This window comes from Actinophytocola oryzae (genome assembly GCF_004364325.1).
GTDB classification, from domain to species: domain Bacteria; phylum Actinomycetota; class Actinomycetes; order Mycobacteriales; family Pseudonocardiaceae; genus Actinophytocola; species Actinophytocola oryzae.
Genome location: NZ_SOCP01000032.1, coordinates 18,127 through 35,613, shown reverse-complemented (window position 1 = coordinate 35,613; position 17,487 = coordinate 18,127). Strand labels below are relative to the sequence as shown.

General features: G+C 70.1%; 19 protein-coding genes. 7 read left to right on the top strand and 12 right to left on the bottom strand.

Annotation, left to right across the window (positions count from 1 at the left end; all coding sequences use genetic code 11):
- Positions 1-251: 251 nt before the first annotated feature.
- Positions 252-1,895 (top strand): hypothetical protein, encoded by a 1,644-nt coding sequence (locus CLV71_RS45815; RefSeq protein WP_133909259.1) that lies wholly within the window; start codon positions 252-254, stop codon positions 1,893-1,895.
- On the opposite strand, the gene CLV71_RS45810 is transcribed toward CLV71_RS45815, so the two are convergent.
- From CLV71_RS45810 to CLV71_RS45770, 9 genes are all read right to left on the bottom strand, one after another.
- Positions 1,888-2,274 carry a metal-sulfur cluster assembly factor gene (locus CLV71_RS45810; RefSeq protein ID WP_133909258.1) on the bottom strand — a complete coding sequence of 129 codons (387 nt, stop codon included), beginning with the start codon at positions 2,272-2,274 and terminating at the stop codon, positions 1,888-1,890. The two genes, CLV71_RS45815 and CLV71_RS45810, sit on opposite strands and share 8 nt — an antisense overlap.
- Positions 2,275-2,290: 16 nt before the next feature.
- A complete protein-coding gene (locus CLV71_RS45805; protein WP_133909257.1) occupies positions 2,291-2,713 on the bottom strand; it encodes a Uma2 family endonuclease in 423 nt (140 codons plus the stop codon).
- Entirely contained in the window at positions 2,710-3,156 is a 447-nt protein-coding gene (gene sufU, locus CLV71_RS45800; protein ID WP_133909256.1) for a Fe-S cluster assembly sulfur transfer protein SufU, read from the bottom strand. The genes CLV71_RS45805 and sufU overlap by 4 nt, the downstream gene beginning before the upstream one ends.
- Positions 3,153-4,409: a cysteine desulfurase gene (locus tag CLV71_RS45795; RefSeq protein WP_133909255.1), complete on the bottom strand. Its 1,257-nt coding sequence runs from the start codon at positions 4,407-4,409 to the stop codon at positions 3,153-3,155. Before CLV71_RS45795 ends, sufU begins: the two co-directional genes overlap by 4 nt.
- A 57-nt stretch (positions 4,410-4,466) precedes the next feature.
- Entirely contained in the window at positions 4,467-5,240 is a 774-nt protein-coding gene (sufC, locus tag CLV71_RS45790; RefSeq protein ID WP_133909254.1) for a Fe-S cluster assembly ATPase SufC, read from the bottom strand.
- Between the two features lie 28 nt (positions 5,241-5,268).
- Entirely contained in the window at positions 5,269-5,583 is a 315-nt protein-coding gene (locus CLV71_RS45785; protein ID WP_133909253.1) for a non-heme iron oxygenase ferredoxin subunit, read from the bottom strand.
- 139 nt (positions 5,584-5,722) lie between these two features.
- Positions 5,723-6,913 (bottom strand): Fe-S cluster assembly protein SufD, encoded by a 1,191-nt coding sequence (gene sufD / locus CLV71_RS45780; RefSeq protein WP_133909252.1) that lies wholly within the window; start codon positions 6,911-6,913, stop codon positions 5,723-5,725.
- Complete coding sequence (gene sufB / locus CLV71_RS45775; RefSeq protein WP_133909251.1) at positions 6,914-8,347, bottom strand: Fe-S cluster assembly protein SufB; 1,434 nt, start codon at positions 8,345-8,347, stop codon at positions 6,914-6,916.
- Positions 8,344-9,045: a helix-turn-helix transcriptional regulator gene (locus CLV71_RS45770; RefSeq protein ID WP_243867497.1), complete on the bottom strand. Its 702-nt coding sequence runs from the start codon at positions 9,043-9,045 to the stop codon at positions 8,344-8,346. The genes sufB and CLV71_RS45770 overlap by 4 nt, the downstream gene beginning before the upstream one ends.
- Before the next feature lie 95 nt (positions 9,046-9,140).
- Between CLV71_RS45770 and mptB the strand changes: the two genes are divergently transcribed.
- From mptB to CLV71_RS45750, 4 genes are read left to right on the top strand one after another with little or no spacing between them, the layout of a single operon-like run.
- The gene (gene mptB, locus CLV71_RS45765; RefSeq protein ID WP_166664531.1) at positions 9,141-10,763 is read left to right on the top strand and encodes a polyprenol phosphomannose-dependent alpha 1,6 mannosyltransferase MptB; all 1,623 of its coding nucleotides are present in this window, start codon (positions 9,141-9,143) and stop codon (positions 10,761-10,763) included.
- Between the two features lie 45 nt (positions 10,764-10,808).
- A complete protein-coding gene (locus CLV71_RS45760; RefSeq protein WP_133909249.1) occupies positions 10,809-11,393 on the top strand; it encodes a DUF6058 family natural product biosynthesis protein in 585 nt (194 codons plus the stop codon).
- Between the two features lie 35 nt (positions 11,394-11,428).
- Positions 11,429-12,364 (top strand): ABC transporter ATP-binding protein, encoded by a 936-nt coding sequence (locus CLV71_RS45755; protein WP_133909248.1) that lies wholly within the window; start codon positions 11,429-11,431, stop codon positions 12,362-12,364.
- Positions 12,365-12,423: 59 nt separating this feature from the next.
- On the top strand, positions 12,424-13,140 hold the full coding sequence (locus tag CLV71_RS45750) for an ABC transporter permease (RefSeq protein WP_133909297.1): 717 nt from the start codon (positions 12,424-12,426) through the stop codon (positions 13,138-13,140).
- On the opposite strand, the gene CLV71_RS45745 is transcribed toward CLV71_RS45750, so the two are convergent.
- A complete protein-coding gene (locus CLV71_RS45745) occupies positions 13,133-13,690 on the bottom strand; it encodes a cadmium resistance transporter (RefSeq protein WP_166664530.1) in 558 nt (185 codons plus the stop codon). The genes CLV71_RS45750 and CLV71_RS45745 overlap by 8 nt on opposite strands.
- 50 nt (positions 13,691-13,740) lie before the next feature.
- Complete coding sequence (locus CLV71_RS45740) at positions 13,741-14,445, bottom strand: TIGR03619 family F420-dependent LLM class oxidoreductase (protein ID WP_243867495.1); 705 nt, start codon at positions 14,443-14,445, stop codon at positions 13,741-13,743.
- A 215-nt stretch (positions 14,446-14,660) separates the two neighbouring features.
- Between CLV71_RS45740 and CLV71_RS45735 the strand changes: the two genes are divergently transcribed.
- Together CLV71_RS45735 and CLV71_RS45730 are read left to right on the top strand one after the other, a co-directional pair.
- The gene (locus tag CLV71_RS45735; protein ID WP_133909247.1) at positions 14,661-15,629 is read left to right on the top strand and encodes a COX15/CtaA family protein; all 969 of its coding nucleotides are present in this window, start codon (positions 14,661-14,663) and stop codon (positions 15,627-15,629) included.
- A 49-nt stretch (positions 15,630-15,678) separates the two neighbouring features.
- On the top strand, positions 15,679-16,647 hold the full coding sequence (locus CLV71_RS45730; RefSeq protein ID WP_424923966.1) for a quinone oxidoreductase family protein: 969 nt from the start codon (positions 15,679-15,681) through the stop codon (positions 16,645-16,647).
- Positions 16,648-16,906: 259 nt separating this feature from the next.
- Here the strand turns inward: CLV71_RS45730 and CLV71_RS45725 are convergent, their stop codons facing one another.
- Positions 16,907-17,440 (bottom strand): FKBP-type peptidyl-prolyl cis-trans isomerase, encoded by a 534-nt coding sequence (locus tag CLV71_RS45725; RefSeq protein WP_166664529.1) that lies wholly within the window; start codon positions 17,438-17,440, stop codon positions 16,907-16,909.
- Positions 17,441-17,487: the final 47 nt, after the last annotated feature.

The window sequence follows — 17,487 nt, the reverse complement described above, 5'->3', positions numbered from 1 at the left end:
CGGCCGACGAGGCGTTGTCGGGTTACGGCCCGACGACCTACGGCCCGTTGACCGGCCCGAACCGGATCCCTCGTCTCGACGAACCGCCGTTTCCTGTCGGGGAGGCGGGAACTCGGCACCAGGTCGGTGGCCCGTCTGCTCCCGATCCTGGTCACGCGGGCGGAGCGACAACCGATCCCGCCAGGGCCGCGGAGGCAAGCCGACCGTCCGGCGAGTTCCCCGTTCCCGGTCCGAACCAGCCAGGCGAGGGGATGGTCGGGGAGGCAACACCCGCCGAGCAGGCTGGCCGGCCATCCGACGACTCGGCCACCCCCGATCCGAGCCAGGTAGGTGAGCGGGCGGTCGGCTGGGCAACACCAGCCCAGCAGGCAGACCAATCACCCGTTCAACCCGCCGCCTCCGAACCAAACAGGCAGGGCGAGCAGGCATTCAACTGGGCAGCACCCGCCCCGCAGGCAAACCAATCACCCGACCAGCAGGGCGAGCGGTCACCCGGCCCGGTTCCCACCGAACAGGCGAGGCAGTCACCCGACCAACTCCCCACCCCACGCACCGAGCCGACAGCCAACCAGGCAACCCCACGCACCGAGCAGCCCAGCCAGCCACTCCACGAACCCGCCACCCCCGACCAGGCGGGCGAACACACACCCGGCGGCACTACACCCGTCGAACAAGCACAGCGATCACCCGACGAACCCGACTTTCCCGAGCCGCCCGCCGGGGTCGATGGTCCGACTGTCGCGCAGCCGGTCGAACCGGCCCGTGTCGAGACGGGTACCAGCGTCGACGGGCCCACCATTGCCGAGGCGGTCGAGGCCTCGAGGTATCCCGCCTTCTTCGCCGTCGGTGGCCCGACGGCCGCGTACCCGGTCGACGTCGAGCCGCTCGACGAGCCCACCATCGCCGCACCTGTCCAGGCGGGTGACTCGGTAGACGGGCCGACCGTCGCCGAGCCGGTCGCTGCCGACACCTCCGATCCCGCCACCGACGGCTGGCCGCTCGACCAGTTCGAGGTCGCGCTACCTCCGGCACCAGGCCGACAGGCGACCCCCACCACACGAACCCCGGCCTACTACGTCACTCTCGGCGCGGCCGTCGTCCTCGTCGTCGGGTTGGTGGCGGTCGCCGCCTTCGTCTCGGTCGTGCGGCCCAGGCAGGCCGTCGCGGGGAGCGGGTCCGCCGAGGTGCCCGTCATCAGCAGCTCCACCCAGGCGCCTCCCCCGCCGTCCACCACGACCGGCCCCGCCCCGGCAGGCCCCTACAAGGCACTCGCCGAGCATCCGCTCTCCACCGCCGCCACCCGCATGCCGGACGCCACCTGCGCGCTCCCCCGCTTCGACCCCGCCGACGACAAGCAGGCCGCCTTCTTCACCGCCGCCAAGACCTGCGCCGACGACGCCTGGCGGCCCGTGCTGCAGGAAGCCGGTCTCGACGGCCAGGTCAACGTCGTCACCGTCACCGGTCCGGTCCAGACCCGGTCGTGCGGCGAGCTGGCCCCCACGAGCCCCGCAACGCAGTGCGACGGAACCGTCTACCTGACCCCCGCCCACCTGCGTGACACCGAGCAGAACGGCCGCTACCCCGGCAGGTACCTGGGCGTCTTCTTCCGCGAGTACGCCCGCGCGCTGCAGTTCGTCAACGGGCTCGACCAGCTCACGTCCGCGGTACCGGACGGGGATGCCGCGGATCTGGACACGCGGCTCGACCAGCAGGCCACCTGCATGGCGGGCATCACCAGCGGCGCCATGGCGGGCCGGGGTGCCGTCGACGGCAACATCACCGGCGAGATCCGCCAGCGACTGTCCAGTGTGGACGCGCCGCCGGACGCGCAGTCGTTGCTGGACAAGGGGTTCCAGCAACGCACGCCGGCGGCGTGCAACACGTGGGCTAAATAGTGAAGCCCAGGGCGCGCAGCTGCTCGCGGCCGTCCTCGGTGATCTTCTCCGGGCCCCACGGCGGCATCCAGACCCAGTTGATCCGGAAGTCGCTCACGAGACCGCCGCCGGGGCCTGCCGTCAGGGCCGCGCGGGTCTGGTCCTCGATGACGTCGGTCAGCGGGCACGCCGCGGACGTCAGTGTCATGTCCAGGGTCGCGGAGTTGTCGTCCTCGACGTGGATGTCGTAGACCAGCCCGAGGTCGACCACGTTGATGCCGAGCTCGGGGTCGACCACGTCGCGCATGGCCTCCTCGACGTCCTCGACCGCGGCCACGTCCGCCTTCGGGGCGGGCGGCTCCGGCAACGAGTCGACTCCGCGTGCTTCCTCTGTGCTCATTGGCTTCTTTCCTCGCTCAGGCCCGGGGCCGTGGCAGTGCGGTCAGGTCAACCTGCAACGAGAACGGCACCGTTGTCGTGAACGTTCCGGTGACGGCTGGTGCTGCCTGGAAGTCGAAGTCTCCAGGCAGGTGGTACTCAGCCAGCGACAGCGGATCGTTCAGGTCGATCAGCCAGTAGTACGGTATCCCCGCTTTGGCGTACTCGACCGGCTCGACCAAGGTGTCGGTTCGCTGTGATCCGGGGGAAATGATCTCCACCGCGAGAAGTGCCTCGTCGGCATCCAGCCGCGGCACGGCGCCGCTCACCGCTTCCTCCCGAACCACTTGGCTCACGACAAGTACGCCTTCTTGGAGTTCGTGGCGACGGCTGTTGTCCTCGGGGAGCTCGAAAAGCTCCTCGAGCGTCAACGGATGGTCCGGCCACGCCTCCGCCGTCATCGACTTGCTCCTTCGCCTGCCCTGGACACCGCGTCCTTGAACGCCATCCAACCGAGCAAAGCGCACTTGACCCGCGCCGGGTACTTGGCGACACCCGCGAACGCGACGCCGTCCTCCAGCACTTCCTCGTCCGGCTCGACCTTGCCGCGTCCCTGCACCATCTCGACGAAGGCGTCCATCGTGGACAGTGCCTCGCCGACGGGCCGGCCGGTCACCAGGTCGGTCAGCACCGACGTCGAGGCCTGGCTGATCGAGCAGCCCTGACCGTCGTACGACACGTCGGTGACCTTGTCGTCCGCCACCGCGACCCGCAGCGTCACCTCGTCGCCGCAGGTCGGGTTGACCTGGAACGACTCGGCGTCGAAGGGCTCGCGCAGGCCGCGCCCGTGCGGGTGCTTGTAGTGGTCCAGGATGATCTCCTGGTACATGGACTCCAGGTTCATCCGAAGACCTTCTTCACCTGTGCGAGGCCCGCCACCAGCGCGTCCGCCTCGGCAGTCGTGTTGTACAGGTAGAAAGACGCTCGGGTGGTCGCCGGAATTCCGTAGTGGATCACCGCGGGCCGTGCGCAGTGGTGGCCGACCCGTACGGCGATGCCCAGCTCGTCCAGCACCTGGCCGACATCGTGTGGGTGAACACCGTCGAGGGTGAACGAGATCTCGGCGACGCGCCCCTCGGCGGTCGCCGGGCCGATGATCTTCACTCCGTCCACGGCGGACAGCGCGTCGAGGGCGTAGGTCGTGAGCTCGTGCTCGTACGCCTCGATCGCCGGCATGCCGACCACGGTCAGGTAGTCCACGGCGGCACCGAGCGCGATCGCCTCGGCGATCGGCGGCGTGCCTGCCTCGAACTTGTGCGGCGGCTGCGCGAAGGTCGACTTCTCCATCGTGACGACCTCGATCATCTCACCGCCACCCAGGAACGGCGGCAGCTCCTGCAGGAGCGGCAGCCGCCCCCACAGCACGCCGATCCCGGTCGGCCCCAACATCTTGTGGCCGGTGAAGGCGACGAAGTCGGCACCGAGCGAGGTCACGTCGAGCGGCAGGTGCGGCGCGGACTGCGAGGCGTCCACGAGCACCAGCGCACCGACCTCGTGTGCCCGCCTGGCGATCGTCTCGACGGGGTTGATGGTGCCCAGCAGGTTCGACACGTGCACCATCGACACGATCTTCGTGCGCGGCGTGATCACCGAGTCCAGGTTGGACAGGTCCAGCCTGCCCTCGTCGGTGATGGAGAACCACTTCACGGTCGCGCCGGTCCGCTCCGCGAGCAGGTGCCACGGCACGATGTTGCTGTGGTGCTCCATCTCGGTGATGACGATCTCGTCGCCGGGGCCGAGTCGTCTGGCGGAGCCGGGGTCGCCCAGCACGCGGGCGATCAGGTTCATCGCCTCTGACGAGTTCTTGGTGAAGATCACCTCGTCGCGGCTCGGCGCGCCGATGAACTCGGCCACCTTGTCGCGGGCACCTTCGTACAGTGCCGTCGCTTCCTCGGCGAGCGTGTGGATGCCGCGGTGCACGTTGGCGTTGTGCTTCTCGTAGTAGTCGACGATCGAGTCGATGACCTGGCGCGGTTTCTGGGAAGTCGCCGCGTTGTCCAGGTACACCAACGCCTTGTCGCCGTGGACCAGCCTGGACAGGATCGGGAAGTCCTTGCGGATCGTCTCGACGTCGAGGCCGGCAGCTGTGGTGGTCATGGCCGGGAACCTCGTCTCGTGGAGCTTGCGGAGCGAACCATTGATCTGCGGGGCCTGTCAGCCGATCGCGGCCGGCTCCTGCTTGCCGGTGAACCGCACGTAGCCGTGCTCCTCGAGCTGGTCGGCGAGCTCACGTCCGCCGGACTCGACGATGCGGCCACCCGCGAACACGTGCACGAAGTCCGGCGTGATGTGGCGCAGGATGCGGGTGTAGTGGGTGATCAGCATGATGCCGACCTCGCCGCCCGCCCGGACGCGGTTGATGCCCTCGCTCACGACACGCAACGCGTCGACGTCCAGACCGGAGTCGGTCTCGTCGAGGATCGCGATCTTCGGGGCGAGCAGCGCGAGCTGGAGGATCTCGTGGCGCTTCTTCTCACCGCCGGAGAAGCCCTCGTTGACCGACCGCTCGGCGAACGCCGGGTCGATCTCCAGCTCCGCCATGGCCTCCTTGACCTCCTTGACCCAGTGGCGCAGCTTGGGGGCCTCGCCACGGACCGCGGTGGCCGCGGTGCGCAGGAAGTTCGACATCGACACGCCGGGCACCTCGACCGGGTACTGCATGGCGAGGAACACGCCCGCGCGGGCACGCTCGTCGACGGTCAGCGCCAGCACGTCCTCGCCGTCGAGCAGGACCTCGCCGGAGGTCACCTCGTACTTGGGGTGGCCGGCGATGGCGTAGGACAGAGTGGACTTGCCGGACCCGTTGGGGCCCATGATCGCGTGTGTCTCACCCGAGTTGATGGTCAGGTCGACCCCGGACAGGATCTCCTTGGGAGCTCCGTCCGTGGTCACCGAGACGTGCAGGTCCTTGATCTCCAGCGTGGCCATCTCTTGCGCTTTCTCCTTGGTACCTAAGTCAGTTCGTGGTGGTGGCGACGTCGACGTACACGTCGCCGTCGCGGATCTCGACGCCGAAGACGTCGACCGGTTCGGTTGCGGGTAGCGAGGACGGTGCCCCGGTGCGCAGGTCGAAGCAGGAGCCGTGCAGCCAGCACTCGATGCCCTTGCGGGTCACCTCGCCCTCGGAGAGCGCGAGCGTCGCGTGGCTGCACTCGTCCCGCAGGGCGTGCACCTCGTCCCCTTGGCGGACGAGGACGACCGGCTCGTCATCGATCTCGACGCCGAACGGCTTCCCGTCGTCCAGATCAGACAGTGCGCAGGCCCTGATCATGCCGGTCCCTCGCCCTTGCGCGCCGCCTTCCACTTGGCAACGCGCGAATCGCCGATTCTGCTCCCGTGGGTTCGTGCGAGAGTCCCATTCGCTCGCACTGGGTCGCTCTCGCGTCCTTGGGGTGTTCTGGAGGCTCCGCTCATACTCCGACCGCTTCCAGCTCTGCCTCGATCGCGGCTTCCAGGCGCTCGCGGATTTCCGGGATGTCGATCTTCATGAGCAGCTCGTGGAAGAAGCCGCGGACGACCAACCGTCGGGCGGCGCCTTCGGGGATGCCGCGTGCCTGCAGGTAGAACAGCTGCTCGTCGTCGAACCGGCCGGTGGCGCTGGCGTGTCCGGCGCCGGCGATCTCGCCGGTCTCGATCTCCAGGTTCGGCACCGAGTCGGCGCGCGCGCCTTCGGTGAGCACCAGGTTCCGGTTGAGCTCGAAGGTCTCGGTGCCCTCGGCCGCCGCGCGGATCAGCACGTCGCCGATCCACACCGAGCGGGCGTCCTCACCCTGGAGCGCGCCCTTGTAGACCACGTTGGACCTGCAGTTGGGCTGCGCGTGGTCGGCGAAGGTACGCAGTTCGATGTGCTGGCCGGCGTCGGCGAAGTACAGGCCGTTCAGCTCGGCGTCGCCGCCGGGGCCCGCGTAGACCACGGTCGGGCTGACCCGGACTAGGTCACCGCCGAGTGCGACGAGGTGGTGCTTGAGGGTGGCGTCGCGGCCGAGCTTCGCGAGGTGTGAGGAGACCTGCACGGTGTCGTCGGCCCAGTCGTGGACACTGACGACGGTGAGCTTCGCGCCGTCGCCGACGACGATCTCGACGTTGTCGGCGATCGTGCCGCTGCCTCGGTGGTCGATGACGACGACGGCCTCGGCGAACTGCTCGGCGCGGATCTGCAGGTGCCCGTAGGCGATTTTGCCCTCGCCGGGCCCGGTGACGGTCACGGTGGTGACGGCGGCCTGGGTCTCCTTCGGCACGGTGACGACGGTGGCCTTCGTGAAGGACGAGTAGGCCTGCGCGGCGACGCGGTCGGCGGGCGTTCCGCCGTCGCCGAGCCGGGAATCCTCGCGGCCGACGGTCTCGACCCGCACGTCGGGACCGCCGACCTCGATGGAAAGCTCCCCTGAAGCTACCGCAGACCCGTCTTGCAATCCACGAAGTCGCCGCATCGGCGTAAAGCGCCAGATCTCCTCGCGCCCACCGGGAACTTCGAACGCCTCGACGTCGAAGGAGGCGAACTGCTCGGCGCGGGACGCCGCGGGTACCACCGCACCGTGGGAGTGCGGTGTCCGTGCAACTGCCGAAGGCGAGCTTGCCGAGTCGAGAATTGTGTCGGACATTTAGCCGACGGCCCCTTCCATCTGCAGCTCGATGAGCCGGTTCAGTTCGAGTGCGTACTCCATGGGCAGCTCACGGGCGATCGGCTCGACGAAGCCGCGCACGACCATCGCCATCGCCTCGTCCTCGGTGAGGCCGCGGGACATCAGGTAGAAGAGCTGGTCCTCGCTGACCTTCGAGACGGTCGCCTCGTGGCCCATGGACACGTTGTCGTTGCGGATGTCGACGTACGGGTAGGTGTCGCTGCGGCTGATCTGGTCGACCAGCAGCGCGTCGCACTTCACCGTGGACTTGGAGTGGTGTGCCCGCTTGGCGACCCTGACGAGGCCCCGGTAGGAGGTCCGGCCGCCGCCGCGTGCCACCGACTTCGACACGATGGTCGAGGAGGTGTGCGGCGCGAGGTGCTCCATCTTGGCGCCGGCGTCCTGGTGCTGGCCCTCGCCGGCGAACGCGATGGACAGGACCTCGCCCTTGGCGTGCTCGCCCATGAGGAACACCGACGGGTACTTCATGGTGACCTTGGAGCCGATGTTGCCGTCGACCCATTCCATGGTCGCGCCCTCTTCGGCCTTGGCGCGCTTGGTGACCAGGTTGTACACGTTGTTCGACCAGTTCTGGATGGTCGTGTACCGGCAGCGGGCGCCCTTCTTCACGATGATCTCGACAACCGCCGAGTGCAGCGAGTCGGACGAGTAGATCGGCGCGGTGCAGCCCTCGACGTAGTGCACGTAGGCGCCCTCGTCGACGATGATCAGGGTCCGCTCGAACTGGCCCATGTTCTCGGTGTTGATCCGGAAGTAGGCCTGCAGCGGGATCTCGACGTGCACGCCCTTCGGCACGTAGATGAACGAGCCACCCGACCAGACGGCGCCGTTGAGCGCGGAGAACTTGTTGTCACCGTGGGGGATGACCGAGCCGTAGTACTCCTCGAACAGCTCCGGGTGCTCCTTGAGCGCGGTGTCCGTGTCGAGGAAGATCACGCCCTGGCGCTCGAGCTCCTCGTTGATCTTGTGATACACGACCTCGGACTCGTACTGCGCGGCGACTCCGGCCACCAGGCGGGCCTTCTCGGCCTCCGGGATACCCAGCTTGTCGTAGGTGTTCTTGATGTCCTCGGGCAGGTCCTCCCAGGAGGCGGCCTGCTTCTCGGTCGAGCGCACGAAGTACTTGATGTTCTCGAAGTCGATGCCGGACAGGTCGGCGCCCCAGTTGGGCATCGGCTTGCGGTCGAAGAGCTGCAGGCCCTTGAGCCGCGACTCCAGCATCCACTCCGGCTCGCCCTTCTTGGCCGAGATGTCTCGAACCACGGCCTCGGACAGGCCACGTTGGGCGGCGGCGCCGGCGACGTCCGAGTCGGCCCAGCCGAACTCGTAGTTGCCCATGGCTGCCAGGGTTTCGCCCTGTGCCTGGAGGCGCTGCTCGGCAGCGGTGGTCATGAAGGCGTCCCTTCGGTTGTGGTGGTGTCGTCCGGCTCGGCGGTTCGGGGGCCGCTGAGCGGTACGTGCGTGGTGCACGCGGCGTCCCCGCGTGCGATGGTCGAGAGTCGCTGTACGTGGGTGCCGAGCAGTTCGGCGAACGCCGCCGTCTCGACCTCGCACAGCTCGGGGAACTCCGCCGCGACGTGCGCGACCGGGCAGTGGTGCTGGCAGAGCTGCTCCCCTGTCCCGACCCGCCGCGTCGACGCAGCGTAACCCTCCCTGGTGAGAGCCTCGGCGAGGGCCTTGGCCCGGTCCGCGAGCTCCGGTGTGCCCAGCACCTGGGTGCGGTGCCGGTCGACCAGTGTGGCTGCCCGCCGCTCGGCGAACTCCCTCACCGCGGGTGCCCCGGCGGCCTCGGCGACGAACCGGATGGCCGCGATGGCGAGGTCGTCGTAGGCGTGGCCGAACCGGGCGCGTCCCGACTCGGTGAGGAGCCAGAGCTTGGCGGGGCGGCCCCGCCCTCGCTGGCCGCGTCGCGGTGCGTCGCGCATGCACGCCTCACCGTCCGCGACCAGGGCGTCCAGGTGCCTGCGGACCGCCGCCGGGCTGATGGCGAGGGTCTCCGCGACCGCGGCCGCGGTGATCGGCCCCCGCTCCAGCAGCAGGCGCGCCACACCATGTCTGGTGCGGCCCTCGGCCAGCTGCTCGTTTTTCACAACACTAGTGTGTCTTATTTCGCGGGAACCGGCAAAGGACCCCCCTGATGAGGTGATCGGAGTCACCGAACGGGTGACTCGATACTCTTTCGCACGTGGCAGACGGTGTAGAGGCGTCGGGTGGCGTCAACGGGCGACCCGTCACGCGTGCCGAGGCCACCAGTCAGCCGCTGGACGCGCGCGAGCGCCGCCAGCTGGACGTGATCCGCCGGTTCGGCACGGTCGGTGCGTTGCTGCTGGCCCTCGGCTCGCTGGGGGCGGGTGCGGCGCCGGTGTACAGCCCGGTGTGGGGTCTGCCCGTCTTCAGTCTTTTCCCCCGGATGAACACGGTGTCGCTGGCGATCGCGTTCGCGGGTGTGTTCATGATCGTGCTGGGGTGGCTGGGACTCGGCCGGCTGTCGATGCCGGGGCGCGCCAGGATGGTGTCGCTGCCGCAGATGGCGCGCACGCTCGTGATGTGGACCGCGCCGCTCGTGCTCACCGTGCCGATGTTCTCCAAGGACGTCTACAGCTACCTGGCGCAGAGCGAGATCGCCGCGCGGGGGCTGGACCCGTACACGGTCGGGCCCGCCGAGGCGCTCGGCAACGCCGACATCCTCACCAAGAACGTGCCGACGATGTGGCGGGAGACACCGTCGCCGTACGGGCCGTTGTTCCTGGTCATCGGGCGTGGCATCACCTGGATCACCGGTGACCACGTCGTCGCCGGGGTCGCGTTCCACCGGCTGCTGGAGCTGTTCGGCTTCGCGATGATCGTGTGGGCGCTGCCCCGGCTGGCGCGGCGGTTCGGCATCAACCCGGTGAGCGCGCTGTGGCTGGGGGCGGCCAACCCGCTGGTGCTGTTCCACCTGGTCGTCGGCGTGCACAACGAGGCGCTCGCGATCGGCCTGATGCTGGTCGGCATCGAGCTCGGGTTGAGACGGATGCCCCGCTGCGGACCCGGTGGCCCGTATCCGCCGTGGCAGCCGGGTGAGCTGCTCTGGTACGGCATCGGCGCGACGGTGATCACACTCGGCGCCGTGGTGAAGATCCCTGCCGCCCTGGCTCTGGGGTTCCTCGGCGTGATGATCGCCAGACGCTGGGGCGGCCGGTGGAAACACCTGTTGCTCACGGCGGGCGCGCTGCTGGTGATCTTCCTCGCGGTGGTGGCGGTGACCTCCATCGGCAGCGGTCTCGGCTTCGGCTGGACCGCGACGCTGAACACGGCGAGCACGATCAAGAGCTGGATGGCGCCGATGACCGCGCTCGGGTTCGGCGCCGGCGGGCTCGGCATCCTGCTCGGGCTGGGCAACCACATCGACGCGGCGATCACGGTGAGCCGGATGGTCGGCACGCTGCTCGGTCCGCTGCTGGCCGCGAAGCTGCTGCTGGACAGCTTCCGGTGGCGGCTGCGGCCGATGATCGGCCTCGGCGCGGCGCTGGGCGCGGTGCTGGTGTTCGGCGCGACCGTGCAGCCGTGGTACCTGCTGTGGGCGGCGATCCCGCTGGCGTCGGCGGCAGGCAACACGCGTTTCCGGATGGCGGCGACGGTGATCAGCGCGGCGTTCGCGGTGGCGCTGCCGCCGACGGGGAACTCGTTCGACTTCCGGACCTACCTGCTGCCGTACGCGTACGTGGGGGCCGCGGTCGTGGTGGTGGTCGCGTTGTTCGTGGTGCGCAAGCACGTGCCGGGCCGGCCGCCCCGGATCACCGACACCACCTTCCTGTCCAGCCCCTGACCTGCGCTTTCCAGAACTGTCGGTGCTCGGGCATACCGTGCGCGCATGGCTTCCTTCACCACTTCCGACCTCGACTACATCACTACCGAGTACCGCACGCTGGCCGAGCTCTGCGACGGTCGCGCCCTCGGTGCCGCCCAGGTCTCGGCGCTGGTGGCCGAGGGCCGGTTACCCGGTGCGACGTACGTGCTGCCCAGTGGCGAGCGCCGGTTCCCGCCGGACTACTTCGCGCTGGTCGACGCCGTCGGGCTCGAGTCGCTGGCCGAGGGGTTCCGCGAGCGGTTCCTGGCGGCGGGCGGAGCCGAGGCCGACGTGGACGACTACTGGCAGGACTACCTGGGCGGCGGGTTCGGGGTGTGTCTGCGTTCGGTGACGCCGGAGTCGATGGTGGCCAAGAGCAGGCTCGTCGCGCGGGTGGCGGAGTTGACCGGGGCGTCGGCGCCGGAGGACCCGGTCTGGCGCGACGCCCTGCGCACGGCCGTCGACGAGCTCGACGCGCTGCTGCGCCCGTTCACCGACTACGACCGCGAGCGATATGGAGACACGAGCAGGGACAAGAACGTGACCAGGGTGCGTGCGACGTGGGCGGAGGTGTTCGAGGAGTGTGACGTGCACCCGGTAGGGGTCTGAGCGTTCCTCCAGGACGAAGCAATAGCCTTACGGACGTGAGCGCCCCTTCCTCGGTACCCGCGGTGGAGCTGACGGCGCTGGTCAGAAGATTCGGCCAGACCACCGCGGTCGACGGCCTGAGCCTGCGGTTGGACCGTGGGCAGGTGCTCGCGCTCCTCGGACCCAACGGCGCGGGCAAGACGACGACGGTCGAGATCTGCGAGGGGTTCCAGCGCCGGGACGGCGGCGACGTGCGGGTGCTGGGTCTCGACCCGGCGACCGAGCACGAGCGGCTGCGTCCACGCATCGGGGTGATGCCGCAGGGCGGTGGCGCGTACCCGGGGGTGCGTGCCGAGGAGATGCTCGCGCTGGTGGCGGCCTGCGCGGCGGACCCGATCGACCCCGCGTGGCTGATCGACGTGCTGGGCCTGTCGTCGGCTCGGCGGACGCCGTACAAGCGGCTGTCCGGCGGGCAGCAGCAACGGCTGTCGTTGGCGTGCGCGCTGGTGTCGCGTCCGGAGCTGGTGTTCCTGGACGAGCCGACCGCGGGCATGGACCCGCAGGCGCGGCGGCTCGTGTGGGAGCTGGTGCGTGCGCTGCGTGCCGACGGGGTGAGCGTCCTGCTGACCACGCACGTCATGGAGGAGGCCGAGGAGCTGGCCGACCACGTCGTGATCATCGACCACGGCAGGGTCGTCGCGGAGGGCAGCCCGAGCCAGCTGACGACCGAGGAACCCGAGGCCGCGCAGCTGCGGTTCCGGGCGCAGGCGGGCCTGGACCTGTCGCAGCTGTGCACCGCGCTGCCCGCCGACTGCCGCCTCGACGAGCCGTCGCCTGGCACGTACCTGCTGACCGGCCGGGTCGACCCGCAGGTGGTGTCGGCGGTGACGACGTGGTGCGCGCAGCAGGGGGTACTGGCCGAGGAGCTGCACGTGGGTCGCCGAAGCCTGGAGGACGTGTTCCTGGAGCTGACCGGAAAGGAACTGCGGTGACGACGACGTTCCCCGCCGGTACCTTCACGCCCGCGCCGGGCCGCGGCCGGGTGGGCAGGATGCTGCTGGTCCACGCCCGCACCGAGGCGATGCTGACGCTGCGCAACAGCGAACAGATCCTGCTGACGCTGCTGATCCCGGTGGCGCTGCTGGTGGGGCTGACGCTGTTCGACGTCTTCGACCTGCCGGAGCCACGCATCGACTCCGTGGTGCCGAGGGTGTTCGCACTGGCGGTGATGTCGTCGGCGTTCACCGGACAGGCCATCGCGCTGGGCTTCGACCGCCGGTACGGCGTGCTGAAGCGCCTGGCGGCAACGGCCCTGCCGAGATGGCTGCTGGTGGCCGGCCGCACGATCGCGGGTCTGGTCGTGGTGGCGGTGCAGCTGGTGGTGCTCGGCGTGGTCGCGGCGGCCCTCGGCTGGTCACCGACCGTGGCGGGCCTGGGGTGGGCGCTGCTGCTGGCCGTGCTGGGCACGCTGTCGTTCGGCGCGCTGGGCGTGCTGCTGGGCGGCGCGCTGAAGGCCGAGGTAGTGCTGGCGCTGGCGAACGTGGTGTGGTTCGTACTGCTGCTGGCGGGCGGCATCATCGTGCCCCCGGACTCGATGCCCGGCGTCGTGGGCGACGTGGTCGCACTGCTGCCGTCGGGCGCCCTCACGGACGGCATGCAGACCGCACTGGTCGAGGGCGGCGTCCCGGGCTGGCCGGTGTTCGCGGTCCTGGTCGGCTGGGGCGCGGTGGTGACGCTGATCGCGTCCCGCACGACGAAGCTCAGCTGAGCAGGATCAACAGCCCGACCCCGATCAGCACGACCGGTAGGACAACGTGGCCCCACCGAGCCAACAAACGCGCGACCACCGGCCTCGTGGCCAGGAAGACCCCCGCCAGGCACCAGACGCCGAGCAGCACCAGGAACACCACCGAGTACACGACGATCCCGGTGGTCCCGCTGACGGCGAACACCGGAACGTAGACGCCGGCGTTGTCCCCACCGTTGGCGACGGTGACGGCAGCGACGGCCAGCACCGCCGGCCCGGCGTCAGGCTGGTCGTCGTCATCGTCGGTTCGACGCCGCCACACCTGCCAGGCGGCACGCAGACCGAGGAACAGCGGCACGAGCCCGAGCCAGGGCAGCGCGGACTCGGGCAACAGTCCCGCGCCCAACGCCCCCGCCACCGACACGGCGAGGATCGCACCAAAACCGAGGTACTGCCCCGCGACGACCCGCACCACCGCACCCCTGGCGAAGAACAACGCCAGCAGCACGAGGTCGTCCACGTTGGTCACCACGAACATGCCGACCGCCTGGCCGACCAACCCCCACGTCACCGGCCGACCCAACCACACGCCCCGAGCGCACCGAACGCCCTCGGCGCGTCTCAGCTCAGACCGAAACGCTCCGCGAAGGCCGACAACTCGTCCCGCTGCCGTGACGGGTCCGGTGAGGTGGCGCTCACCACCAGGCGGGTCACCCCCTGGACGGCCAGTGCCTCGACCTTCTCGGGGAGCAGGTCGAGCGAGCCCCAGCGGGTGTACTCCAGCGCGGCCGGGTCGTGGCCCGCGTCGGCGGCGGCTGTGCGGGCCAGGTCGAACTGGCGGGCGCGTTCCCCGGGAGCCAGCATCCCGCCCGCGAAGTAGCCGTGCCCGAGCCGGCCCGCACGACGGGCCGCGGCCGCGCTCGAACCACCCACGTGAATGGGCAGATCGGCCGTTGGACAGCTGCACACGTCCTCGAACCGGAAGAACTCGCCCGCATGGCTCACCGGCCTGCCCGACCACAGCAGCCTGAGCACCTCGATGGCCTCGTCGGCGCGACGGCCGCGCGTGGTGAAGTCCACACCGACCGCCGCCGCCTCGCCCGGCAGGGCCCCGACGCCGACGGTCAGCAGGCGCAGTCGGCCGCCCGACAGGAGGTCCACCGTGGCGAGGCGTTTCGCGAGCGGCACCGGATGGTGGTGCGGCAGCAGCAGGACCCCGGTACCGAGCAACAGCCGTGACGTGTTGGCCGCCACATAGGACAGACAGTCCAGGGGGTCCAGGCACGGGGTCGTCGGCGGGGAACTCCACGGCGCCGACCCGGGCACCGGTGTACAGCGCGACGTGCTCGGGCAGGTAGAGCCCCTCGAAGCCGCACTCCTCCGCGTGTCGGGCGTACGCGGCGAGGACCTGCGGGTCGAGACCGTGCAGGGCAGGCTGGTAACTGACGGCGAAGCGCACCCCGGCGACCCTGGACATTCCCCTCGGGGGCAGGGCAAGCCCGCGCGACCGACGCCCGCGCCGGTTCCTTACGATCAGGGCCGTGCCGCTGGAAACACTCAAGGCCCGTATCGACCGCCTGCCCGACCCGAGCCGCCGCCTTCAGCTCGGGTTCGCGGTCGCGGTGCTGGCCACGCAGGCGCTGATCGCGATGACCGGCGCGGTCGTGCGGGTCACCGGGTCCGGCCTCGGCTGTCCGACCTGGCCGCAGTGCTTCCCCGGCAGCATGGTCCCGGTCTCCCACCCCGAGTACGACACGCTCAACCAGTGGATCGAGTACGGCAACCGCCTGTTCACCGGCGTGGTCGGCATCATCGCCGGTATCTGCTTCGTGCTCGCCTACCTGCACCGGCCGCGCACCGACCGGCGTTACCTGTGGCTCGCGGCGGCCATGCCGATCGGCGTGGTCGTCCAGGCTGCCATCGGCGGCGTCACGGTTCGGCTCAGCCTCGTGTGGTGGAGTGTCGCGATCCACCTGCTGGCCTCCACGGTGATGGTGTGGCTCGCTACTCTGCTCGTCCACGCCGTACCCCGCGACGACGACGTACCTGCCCCAGAGAACACGGTGCCCGGCGCGCTGCGTACCTGGCTCTATGTCCAGACCGCCCTGCTCGCCGGGCTGCTCGTGACCGGCACGATGGTCACCGGCGCGGGACCGCACGGCGGCGACCCGGACACCCCGCGCCTCGGCATCCCCGTCGAGACCATGGCGCACGTGCACGCCACCTTCCTGTACACGTTCCTCGGCTCGCTCGTGCTCCTCGGCTTCTGGCTGCGTGCCCAGCAGGGCTTCCCGCCGCCGTGGCGGCGCTACCGGGTGCTCGTCGCGGTGGTCGTCGCGCAGGGCACGGTCGGGCTCGTCCAGTTCCTGACCGGTGTGCCGGAGCTGCTGGTCTGCCTGCACGTGCTCGGCGCGATGTGTGTGATCATCGCCACCGGTTCCGTGTGGTGCGCGGTCCGCGGCCGCACCCGGGAAGTGGATCTTGAGGCGGCCGGGTCCCGCGTCGGATAGTGTCCGTCGGGACCCATCCCTGATCGTGGAGGACACCGTGGTTGACCGGATCGATGCCATTCTCGTGCGTGCGGCCGGCGGGCCGGAGGTGCTGGAGCTCGACAGAGTCGACGCTCCCGAGCCCGGTGCGCGCGACCTCGTGGTGGCGGTCGCGGCGGCCGGCGTCAACTTCATCGACGTCTACCACCGCATCGGGCAGTACCCGGTGCCGCTGCCGTTCACGCCCGGCGCCGAGGGAGCGGGCACGGTCGTCGCGGTCGGGTCGGAGGTCACGGGCTTCGCCGAGGGCGACCACGTCGCGTGGGCTGCCGCGCCCGGCTCGTACGCCCAGCGGGTGGTCGTGCCCGCCACCGCGGCGTTCAAGGTGCCGGAGGGTGTCGAGGACGAGGTCGCGGCCGCCGCCATGCTGCAGGGGCTGACCGCGCACTACCTCGTCACCGCGACCTACGCGGTCAAGCCGGGCGACACGGTCCTGGTGCACGCGGCGGCCGGCGGGGCCGGCCTGCTGCTGGTGCAGCTCGCGAAGTACCGCGGCGCCAAGGTGATCGGCACCGTGTCGACCCCGGAGAAGGAGGCGCTCGCGCGCGAGGCGGGTGCCGACGAGGTGATCCGCTACACCGAGACCGACTTCGCGGACGCGGTCGCGGAGCTGACCGGCGGCGTCGGCGTCGCGGCGGTGTACGACGGTGTCGGTAGGACGACGTTCGACGGCAGCCTGGCCTCGCTCGCGCGCCGTGGCGTGCTCGCCCTGTTCGGTGCGTCCAGCGGCCCGGTCCCGCCGGTCGATCCGCAGCGGCTGAACTCGGCGGGCTCGGTGTTCCTCACCCGCCCGACACTCGGGCACCACATCGCGACGCCCGAGGAGTTCCAGTGGCGGTGTGACGAGCTGTTCCAGGCCATCGCGGCAGGCCGGGTCTCGGTCCGCATCGGCGGCCGTTACCCACTGGCCGACGCCCGCAAGGCCCACGAGGACCTGCAGGCCCGCCGGACGACGGGCAAGCTACTGCTCCTGCCCTGACCCGAGGCACCCGACCGGGCCCCGTACTGAAGGCGCCCTTCAGAACGCCCACCGTTACGAAGGCGCCCTTCAGAACGGCCAGCGTTACGAAGGCGCCCTTCAGTGCATCGGCGCGGCAGGCTCGGTCCGGCGTAACGAAGGACCACTTGACATCTATAGGAGCATCCTTCAGTACGCCCGGTGCAATGAAGGACGCCTTCAGTGCGTCGGGGCGGGCCTGCGGGGGCCGGTCGGGACGTGTTGATCGGCGGGCGCGCGGTCAGTCGCGGACGCTGACCGCGTCCACGACGAAGATCAGTGCGTCCGGGTTGGCGGTGTCGCTCGTCGCCCGCTGCGGGGGCAGGACCACCAGGCGTCGGCCGCCTTCCCGGATGCCGATCAGGCCCTCGTCGAGGCCGTGGATCCAGCCGGAGCGGCCGAGGTTCGTCACGGCCTGGGTGTTGCCGTTCGAGGTGTACCCGGCGCGGTCCAGCTCCTCGCCGGTCGACCACGCCACCATCACGTAGTTGATGTCGAGATCCGAACCCCTCACGGCCTGCGGGCCGCCGCCGACCTCGAGATCCGCCGCGATGACCCGCGACGGTGACTTGCAGTCGGTCGGCACGGCCACCGCCGGCTTCTCCTCCAGCGTGCCGGTCACCTTGACGTCGTCGGTCGAGCACTCCCCCGAGACCGGGCTCGCAGTCGGCGCTTGGGACACGGACGGGTGAACCGCGGCGCCGGAGGGACCAACGCGGCTGACACAGGCAGTGAGCACCAGCAGTGCTAGCAACAGGGGTACGACCCTGGTCACGATGCGCATGATGGCCGTAAGACTAGACCGCCGTTTTTGGCGGCCGA